At 65.5% G+C, this 9676-nt stretch carries 7 protein-coding genes and 1 pseudogene; 7 read left to right on the plus strand and 1 reads right to left on the minus strand.

The features are described from left to right. Window positions 1–356: pseudogene (locus EOD07_RS11370) on the plus strand (hypothetical protein); the annotation flags it as partial. A gap of 39 nt (window positions 357–395) precedes the next feature. On the opposite strand, the gene EOD07_RS11375 reads toward EOD07_RS11370, so the two are convergent. Then, on the minus strand, window positions 396–857 hold the full coding sequence (locus EOD07_RS11375) for a nucleoside deaminase (RefSeq protein ID WP_127235517.1): 462 nt from the start codon (window positions 855–857) through the stop codon (window positions 396–398). 181 nt (window positions 858–1038) lie between these two features. Here EOD07_RS11375 and EOD07_RS11380 point away from each other — a divergent pair, with 181 nt between their 5' ends. From EOD07_RS11380 to EOD07_RS11405, 6 genes are all read left to right on the plus strand, one after another. Continuing rightward, on the plus strand, window positions 1039–2943 hold the full coding sequence (locus EOD07_RS11380) for a pseudouridine synthase (protein ID WP_127235518.1): 1905 nt from the start codon (window positions 1039–1041) through the stop codon (window positions 2941–2943). Continuing rightward, window positions 2924–3478, plus strand: coding sequence for a 16S rRNA (guanine(966)-N(2))-methyltransferase RsmD (gene rsmD / locus EOD07_RS11385; protein WP_127235519.1), 555 nt, complete (start codon window positions 2924–2926; stop codon window positions 3476–3478). Before EOD07_RS11380 ends, rsmD begins: the two co-directional genes overlap by 20 nt. 84 nt (window positions 3479–3562) lie before the next feature. Then, on the plus strand, window positions 3563–4921 hold the full coding sequence (locus EOD07_RS11390; protein WP_127235520.1) for a pitrilysin family protein: 1359 nt from the start codon (window positions 3563–3565) through the stop codon (window positions 4919–4921). A gap of 2 nt (window positions 4922–4923) precedes the next feature. After that, window positions 4924–6435 (plus strand): pitrilysin family protein, encoded by a 1512-nt coding sequence (locus EOD07_RS11395; protein ID WP_245470041.1) that lies wholly within the window; start codon window positions 4924–4926, stop codon window positions 6433–6435. Next, the gene (locus EOD07_RS11400) at window positions 6432–7289 is read left to right on the plus strand and encodes a patatin-like phospholipase family protein (RefSeq protein ID WP_127235521.1); all 858 of its coding nucleotides are present in this window, start codon (window positions 6432–6434) and stop codon (window positions 7287–7289) included. Before EOD07_RS11395 ends, EOD07_RS11400 begins: the two co-directional genes overlap by 4 nt. Before the next feature lie 772 nt (window positions 7290–8061). Then, window positions 8062–9676, plus strand: a 1615-nt coding sequence (locus EOD07_RS11405) for a type I secretion system permease/ATPase (RefSeq protein WP_164772177.1), incomplete at its 3' end; no start/stop codon positions are given.

Here is a 9676-nt window from a genome sequence, read left to right on the forward strand (position 1 = left end):
CCGCGCACCAGAACGATCCGAACTACCAGCCGGAAGCGGTCGAGGACATCCAGACCGATCCCGAGGCGGTGAAGAAGGCGTTGGCCGAATCGGGCTCCAGCCATCCGCCGCGCTGGACGCCGGACGATTCCAACAGTGACGCCCGCAAGGCCGCGATTCAGCGCAACCTTGCCGAACAGAAGCAGGGCGACCCGACCGTTCGCAAATATCTGAGCGAGCCGCCGCTCGCTTATCGCCAGGCCGCCACGACGGCGCCGCAGAACGAGCTTGGCGAGGACGAGTACAAGAAGGAGCGCCGCCTCAAGGCGCAGGCGGAAGGCAAGAAGGGCGGCTGGTTCGACTGGCTGGGTCTGTAGCGAATAGATAGCTACCCACTACTCACTGCTCGCCAATTTTCACCATTCACCGCCATTCCGTTTTTCGCGAAAGAAATCCTTGAGGATGAGGGTGGCGTCGCTCTCGCCGAGCCCGGGATAGATGTCCGGCGTGTGGTGGCAGGTGGGCGAGGCGAAGAAGCGCACGCCGTTGATCACCGCGCCGCCTTTTTCGTCGGCAGCGCCGAAATAGAGCCGCCGCAGCCGGGCGAAGGAGATCGCGCCGGCGCACATCGTGCATGGCTCCAGCGTCACATAGAGGTCGTGGCCCGTCAGCCGCTCGCTGGTGAGCTTTCGGCAGGCCTCGCGGATCGCCAGCATCTCGGCATGCGCGGTTGGGTCAGAGAGTTCACGCGTACGGTTGCCGGCTTTTGCGACCAGGGTGCTGCCGCTGGCGATAACAGCGCCGACCGGCACTTCGCCGCGGTTCGCCGCCGCCTTGGCCTCTTCAAGCGCCAAGGCCATGAAATCGGGTCGTTTCAAGCGGTTTCCATTCCGATTACTTCTCGCCACCCGAGAGTGATCCTGTTATCTAGCGCGAGACCTTGAAAACCGGAATCGGTTTTTGTCGCGCGACTGGATGCGCAAAATCAAGAATGACACTGCCTGCGTTGGGCGTCCGAAAGGGCGCGCGGCGCCGTAGCAGGCGAAGACGAGCAAAGTAATGGACGACGACAAGAAATCTTCACGCGGACCGCGCAAGGGCGGCTCGAAACCGGCCGGCCAGCGCGGCGGCAAGCCGGGTTTCGGTGCCAAGAAGCCGTTCGCCAAGCGTGAGCGGCCGATGGCCGCCGAAGGCGGGCGCGACTTCAAGCGCTACAAGCCGCGTGAGACGGGCGAGGGAGCGGAGCGAGGTGAAAGACCTTTCCGCAAAGGCCCGCGCCCGGAAGGCAAGCCGTACACACCGCGCGGCGACCGGCCGATGGCCGGCGAGGGCGAGCGCCGCGATTTCAAGCGCAGCCACAAGCCGCGTGAACAGAGTGAAGGCGGGGAGCGTGGCGACAGGCCGTTCCGCAAAGCTTCGCCGCGCGACGGCGCGCCCTTCGAGAAGCGTGAGGGCCGCAAGCCCTACACACCGCGTGGCGACCGGCCGGCGGCCGCCGAAGGCAAGCGGGGCGAGCGCCGTTTCGACCGCCCCAAGCGCGAGTTCGGCGATCGTCCCAAACGCGATTTCGCCGACCGGCCGAAACGAGACTTCGGCGATCGTTCACGCGGAGCCGGTGGAAAACCGGAAGGCGGCTTCAAGCCACGACCGCGTCCCTCGGAAGCCATGCCGGAGAGCGGCGAGCGCATCGCCAAGCGGCTGGCGCGCGCCGGCATCGCCTCGCGCCGCGACGCCGAGGAACTGATCGCGGCGGGCCGCGTCAAGGTCAACGGCAAGGTGCTGGACTCGCCCGCCTTCAACGTCAGCGCCAACGACGTCATCCATCTCGACGGCACCGAGATTCCGCCGATCGAGCGCACGCGTCTCTTCCTGTTCCATAAGCCGGCGGGCGTCGTCACCACCAACCGCGATCCGGAAGGCCGCAAGACCGTCTTCGACGTGCTGCCATCCGACCTGCCGCGGCTGATGACCATCGGCCGGCTCGACATCAACACCGAGGGCTTGCTGCTTTTGACCAATGACGGCGGCCTGTCGCGGGTGCTCGAGCTGCCGGCCACCGGTTGGCTGCGGCGCTACCGCGCGCGCGTCCACGGCAAGGTCGAGGAGAGCGCGCTGGCCGGCCTGCGCGACGGCATTGCCGTCGACGGCGTCTTCTACGGCTCGATCGAGGCCTCGCTCGACCGCGAGCAGGGCACCAATGCCTGGCTGACGCTCGGCTTGCGCGAAGGCAAGAACCGCGAGGTGAAGAACATCCTCGGCGCGCTTGGCCTCGAGGTGACGCGGCTGATCCGCATCTCCTACGGGCCGTTCCAACTCGAGGATCTGCCGGAAGGCCATGTGCTCGAGATCAAGGGCCGCGTGCTGCGCGAACAGCTCGGCGAGCGGCTGATCGAGGAATCCGGCGCCAATTTCGATGCCGAGATCCAGAAGCCGTTTTCCAACAAACCGGTGCGCGGCAGCGGTCCGCGCCGCGAAGAAGCTGATAGGCTGAAATTCACGCGTGACAGCCCCCGCCCACCGATCGGCGAGGGCGGCCTGATCAAGGCGCGCAAGCGCCGCGAAGGCAGCCGCGACGAGGCACTGAGCAAGCTTTCGACAAAACCGGATAGGGCGTTTGGCGAGCGCGGCGGCTTCGGGGATAAGCCGCGCGGCGGGTTCGGCGACAAGCCCCGCTTCGGCGGCAAGAAATCCGAACGCGAGCAGCGGCCGATCGACCCGCCGGGCCAGCGCAAGGCCAATGTCTGGATGGCGCCGGGCGCCAGGCCGATCGGCAAGGGCAGGGCGGAGGCCGATGCCGCCAGGGCCGCCGAGGCGAAGGCGCGCAAGGCGTCCTACAAGCCGGGCGGCAAGGGTAAGCCAGGCGCAAAGCCGTTCGGCAAGCCGCGCGGCGAGCGGCCTGAAGGCGATGGCGGTCATAGGCCGCGCGGTCCGAAGAGGGGCGGCGATGCGGATCGTCGGCGGTGAGTTCCGCGGGCGTCCGCTGGCGACGCCGAAAAGCAATGCCATCCGCCCGACCACCGATCGCACCCGCGAGGCGGTGTTCAATGTCCTGGCGCATCGCTACGCTGAAAAGCTCGAAGGCGGCCGCGTGCTCGATCTCTTCGCCGGCACGGGCGCGCTCGGGCTCGAGGCGCTGTCGCGCGGAGCCTCCTACTGCGTCTTCATCGAGGAATCGACGGAGGGGCGGGGTCTGATCCGCGAGAATGTCGAGGCCTATGGCCTCACTGGCCGCACCAAGATCTTTCGCCGCGACGCCACGCATCTCGGCGAAGCCGGCACGATCTCGCCCTTCGGGCTGGTCTTTGCCGATCCGCCCTACGGCAAGGGGCTCGGCGAGCGCGCGCTGCGCTCGGCCAAGGCCGGCGGCTGGCTTCTGCCTGGCGCGCTCTGCGTCGTGGAGGAGGCTGCCTCGGCGCCGTTCGAACCGGGCGCCGGTTATTCCGTCATGGACGAGCGCAGTTACGGCGAAACGGTTATCCGCTTCATCGAAGCCGACTAGCCTCGCCTCGAAAATGCCGAACAATTCACTTTGCCTCGCCGGCGAACCTTGCCTATCGTCGCGCAACCGGAACCGGAGATCTTGATGACACCAACGGGGATTGGGCTGCGAGCGGCGCTTCTTGTCGGCACGCTGGCGCTCGCCGCGGCTCCGGCTCGCGCTGCCGACGACGGCGAGGTCAAGGATTTCCTGCTCGACAACGGTATGGAGGTGGTCGTCATCCCCGACCACCGCGCCCCGATCGTCACGCATATGGTCTGGTACAAGATCGGCAGCGCCGACGAGCCGCCCGGCAAATCCGGCATCGCGCATTTCTTCGAGCACCTGATGTTCAAGGCCACGACCAACCATGCCGCCGGCGAGTTCGACCGCGCCGTGGCCGAGATCGGCGGCTCCAACAACGCTTTCACCTCCTATGACTACACCGCCTTCCACGAGACGGTGCCGCCTTCGGCGCTTGAGCAGATGATGGGCTTCGAGGCCGATCGCATGCGCAACCTCATCCTGACCGACGATGTCATCAAGACCGAGCGCGACGTGATCCTGGAGGAGCGCCGCTCGCGCATCGACAGCAATCCTCAGGCGGTGCTCGACGAGGAGGTCGACGCGACTCTCTGGCAGAACCAGCCATACCGCATTCCGGTGATCGGCTGGATGCAGGAGATGGAAGAATTGAACCGTCCGGACGCGACAGCCTTCTACAACGCGTACTACCGGCCGAACAACGCCGTGCTGGTGGTGGCGGGCGACGTCGATCCCGACGCGGTGAAGGCAATGGCCGAAAGGACCTACGGCAAAGTCGCCCGCGGCCCGGACCTCAGGCCGCGCATCCGCCCCGTCGAGCCCGAGCAGAACACGAAGCGCACGGTGACGCTGACCGACGCGCGCGTCTCTGTGCCGAACTTTTCGACGCAATGGGTCGTGCCGTCCTATCACACGGCCAGGCCCGGCGAAGCCGAGGCGCTCGACCTGCTTGCCGAGATCCTCGGCGGCGACAACCGCAGCAGGCTGTACCAGCAGCTCGTCGTCAAGCAGGGTATCGCTTCCGAGGTCGGCGCCTACTTCCAGGGCACCATGCTCGACGCCACCAACTTCACCGTCTATGGCGCCCCACGCGGCGATGCCAAGCTTGCCGATGTCGAGGCGGCGGTCGATGCCGAGATCGCCCGCATCGTCAAGGACGGCGTGAGCGACGATGAGCTGGAGCGAGCCAAGACCCGCTATGTGCGCTCGATGATCTTTGCGCGCGACAAGCAGGACGACATGGCCAACATGTATGGCTCGACGCTTGCCACCGGCGGCAACGTCAAGGACGTCCAGGAATGGCCGGACCGCATCCGCAAGGTAACTGCCGATGAGGTCAAGGCCGTCGCCGCCCGCTACCTGGTGCTCGATCGCTCCACCACCGGCTATCTGTTGCCGCAGCAGCAGGCGGGGAATTGATGATGAGCATGGGACATGCCAGCAACTTCCCTTCTCCCCTTGTGGGAGAAGGTGGATCGGCGCGCAGCGCCGAGACGGATGAGGGGTGCTCCAGGGAACGCAACGTCTCACTTCGCTGGAACACCCCTCATCCGTCGCCTTTGGCGACACCTTCTCCCACAAGGGGAGAAGGAGGGCGCATCTACCGCGCCGTCGTCACCCTTTGCTTCGCCCTGTTCTTCTTGCTTTTGCCGGTGCTTGCCGCGCGCGCCGAGATGAACATCCAGGAGGTGAAGTCGAAGAAGGGCGTCACCGCCTGGCTGGTGGAAGACCATTCGATCCCGCTGATTGCGATCCGTTTCGTCTTCGACGGCGGCACGGCGCAGGACCCGGCCGGCAAGGAAGGCCTCGTCAACCTGATGACCGGGCTGTTCGACGAGGGCGCCGGCGACCTCGACAGCGAGGCCTTCCAGCTGAAGCTCGACGATGCGGGCGCCGAGATGAGTTTTCAGGCGGCGCGCGATGGCACCTATGGCTCGATGCGCATGTTGTCCGACCAGAAGGACGAGGCTTTTGGCCTGCTGAGGCTGGCGGTGAACAGCCCACGCTTCGATCCGGCGCCGATCGACCGCATCCGCGCCCAGATACTGTCCGGCATCCTCGCCAATGAGCGGGACCCAAATACGATCGGCCAGCAGCGCTGGCTGCGCGCGATCTATGGCCAGCACCCTTATGCACGGCCGGACGAAGGCAACAAGGACAGCCTCGCCACCATCACTGCCGACGACCTCAGGGCCTTCCACAAGGCGAATTTCGCCCGCGGCGGACTGCATGTGACGGTGGTGGGCGATATCGACGCCGCCACGTTGAGCGGCAGGCTTGACGAGGTGTTCGGCGACCTGCCGGACAAGCAGGCGCTGGCGCCGGTTGCCGACATCAAGCCCAGGCTCGGCCAGCAGCTCGAAGTGAATTACGACTTGCCGCAGACCTCCCTGCAGCTTGCCTGGCCGGGCGTGAAGCGCAGCGATCCCGATTTCTACGCCGCCGTGCTGATGAACGAGATTCTCGGCGGCTCGACATTCACCTCGCGCCTTTACGAGCAGGTGCGCGAGAAGCGCGGCCTTGCCTATAGCGTCAGCTCCGATCTCGTCGATCACGAGCATTCCAACGCGCTGCTGGTGACGACGGCGACGCGTTCCGACCGCGCGGCCCAAACGCTTTCGATCGTGCGCCAGGTGGTGAAGGACATGGCCGAGAACGGCCCCACCGAGGAGGAACTCGCGGCGACCAAGAAATACATGATCGGCGCCTACGCCATCAACAATCTGGATTCCTCCAGCTCCATCGCCGCGACGCTGGTGGAGCTGCAGCTCGACAATCTCGGCATCGATTACATCAAGCGCCGCGCGGCTCTCATCAACGCTGTGACGCTGGCCGACGTCAAGGCGGCGGCGAAGAAGCTGCTGTCGGCCGACCCCGCGGTGATGGTGATCGGGCCGCCGCTGGTGCTGGTTGCGGGAGGCGGCAAGGGATGAGCCCGACCTTCGGGGTGGCCTTCGGCGGCGGCGGCGCGCGCGGTCTTGCGCATATCCATATCATCGAGGCTCTCGACGAGCTTGGCATCAAGCCGGCGGCGATTGCCGGCTCGTCGATCGGCGCCATCATGGGCGCCGGCATGGCGTCGGGCATGAAGGGTGTTGAGATTCACGATTATGCCCGGTCGATCCTCGGCAGCCGAGCCGAAGTGGCGGCGCGCATGTGGCGCTCGCGGCCGGGTACGATCGCGGAGGCCATGCAGGGCGGCATCCGCGTCAGCCAGTTCAACATCGAGCGCATTCTCAAGGCTTTCCTGCCCGAGGCGATCCCGCAGACATTCGAGGCGCTGAAGATCCCGCTCAAGGTGACGGCGACCGATTATTTCGGCCACAGCCTTGCGGTGTTTACCGAAGGCGACCTGCATTCGGCGCTTGCCGCTTCGGCGGCCATCCCGGCTGTCTTCCGCCCGGTTACGCGCCAGGGCCGCGTGCTGATCGATGGCGGCATCTACAACCCCGTGCCTTTCGACCTTATCGAGAAGGACGCCGACATCATCATCGCCATCGATGTCGTCGGCGCGCCGAGCGAGGCCGAGCGCAGGCATCCGACCACCGTCGACCTGATGTATGGCGCCACGCAACTGATGATGCAGTCGATCATCGCCAACAAGCTCAGGCAGCACCCGCCGGACATTCTGATCCGGCCGAATGTCTCGAAATACCGCGTGCTCGAATTCCTCAAGATCGAGACGCTGATGGCCGAAACTGTCGAGATCAAGGACGAACTGAAGCGCGCCGTCGAGAAGGCCGTGGAAGCGCATGGCGGCAAGCGGGGCAAGAAGAAAGTGGTCTGAAAGCCTCTCCCGCCACATCCCCTCAGGCGCACGCCATGGCGACCGAGGTCCGACAACCGAAGTCCGATAGGTCGGCGCATAGGTCTTCGGTTGAGCTAGACCTAAGAATAACGCGAAGTATTCTTTATACTGAGTAGCTGCCTTTTATGCATAGATTTGAGGCGTGTCACAAACTCTTCATTGAGTTGCCCGTTGACGCACGCTCCGGTAGAGTTAATAATGTGCTAATATAAAGGTAGCGTAAACAACCTCCTGACCGGCAACAACGAGTACGGCGCTACTGGGGTAGGAATCGCATTGCGGCAACTTCGCCGCCGTCGCCGCCATCATTGAAGGGTAAGCCGTCGAGAGCCGCCACTCGCCGGCCAGAGCAGTTGATGCGGCTTGCTCGACGCTATGCAAATCCTCCCTTTAAGGAGTAGGCGCTGATCTCAGCACCTTTGGCATGGGTAGTTGGCTGTCTGGTACGGCCACTATGCCGACGGCGGCACTGACGCGCCAGGGATGTGAAAGGCGTGTCGTGGCTGTGGGGTTCAGTAACGCGTCGCTAAGCTTGGTGGGCACAACCTTTGGTTCGGCGCAGGCGAAGGTGAGGCTTGTCGGCCTGATCCTCGTCGCGTGCGTCGCCATGTTTTTCCTCTTCGGCTCCGGCCGGCATGCATCGATAGGCTCGATGCTCGTCGCGGCGGCGATGGCGGGTTTCGGTTTCCTGGCCATGTTCCGCGCCCGCGGCGATGTGGCGCAAGACGCGGCACAAAGCGCCGTCGACGCCATGCACCCTGGCGCTGTGACCCGCCGCAAGCCGTCGACGAGAGCGGCCGGCCGCCGGCCGGCCGGCTCCGCTCGTTCGGAGCTCGCCGCGGCGCTGGCCGGCTGCCGGTCGGCCTTTCTCGCGGTCGGTCTGTTCAGCGGCATGCTCAACGTGCTGATGCTCGCGGGCTCGCTCTACATGCTCGAGATCTATGATCGCGTGCTGCCGAGCCGCAGTCTGCCGACCCTCGTCGGTATTTCGATACTGCTCGTCATCCTCTATTGCGGGCAGGGCTTTCTCGATTTCGTGCGTACGCGGGTTCTGGTACGGATCGGCGGCGCCCTCGACGAGGCTCTCGGTCACCGCGTCTATACCTCGATGCTGAGATTGCCGCTGAAGGCTGGGCGCGAGGGCGACAGCCTGCAGCCTATGCGCGATCTCGACAGCGTGCGCGGCTTCCTGTCCGGCATGGGTCCGACGGCGCTGTTCGACCTTCCATGGATGCCGGTCTATCTGATCATCATCTTCATGTTCCACTGGGTGCTTGGCGTGACCGCGCTGCTCGGGGCGATCGTCCTGGTCGTGCTGACCCTGCTTGCCGAGCGGTTGACGCGAGAACCGGTATCGTCCGCAACCTCGAGCGGAAACCGGCGTAGCGGGCTGATCGCGGCCGGAAACCGCAACGCGGAAGTCGTTGCCGCCATGGGCATGACCGGCGGACTTGCCGCACGCTGGGAAGATGCCAACCTCGAATACATTGCCGACCAGCGCAAGGTGAGCGACGTTGCCGGCAGTTTCGGCGCGGTATCGAAAGTGCTGCGCATGCTGCTGCAGTCGTCCATGCTCGGCATCGGCGCCTGGCTGGTTATCGAGGAGCAGGCGACGGCGGGCGTCATCATCGCGGCTTCCATCATCAGCGGCCGCGCGCTGGCGCCGGTCGATCTCGCGATCGCCAATTGGAAGGGGTTCGTCGGCGCTCGCCAGGGCTGGCAACGGCTGAACCGGGTGCTTTCGGCCATGCCCGCCGAAGCCGAACCGATGCTGCTGCCGGCGCCGAACGCCAATGTCATGATGCATGGTGCCGCCATCGTGGCCCCGGGAACCCAGCGGCTGCTGGTCCAGGATGCCAGCTTCGCCATGGAGGCGGGTCACGGGTTGGGCATCATCGGCCCGAGCGGCTCGGGAAAATCCACCCTGGTGCGGGCGCTCGTCGGGGCCTGGCAGCCCGTAAGCGGGCGCGTCAAACTCGACGGCGCCGATCTCGACCAGTGGTCGTCACAAGAGCGCGGTCGCCATATCGGCTACCTGCCGCAGGATGTGGAGCTGTTTGCCGGCACCGTCGCCGAAAATATCGCCCGCTTCGAGCCGGACGCCGACGCGGATGCGATCATCGCTGCGGCCAAGGCCGCGGGCGCGCACGAACTGATCGTGGGGTTCCGTCAGGGCTACGAGACCGAGATCGGCGAGCACGGCGAGGCGCTGTCGGCCGGCCAGCGCCAGCGCATTGCGCTCGCTCGCGCTCTCTATCGCGATCCGTTCCTCGTGGTGCTCGACGAGCCGAATTCCAATCTCGACATGGATGGCGAGCAGGCGTTGATCCGGGCCATGCTTGGCGTTCGCGAGCGCGGTGGCGTTG

The organism is Mesorhizobium sp. M2C.T.Ca.TU.002.02.1.1, from assembly GCF_003997225.1.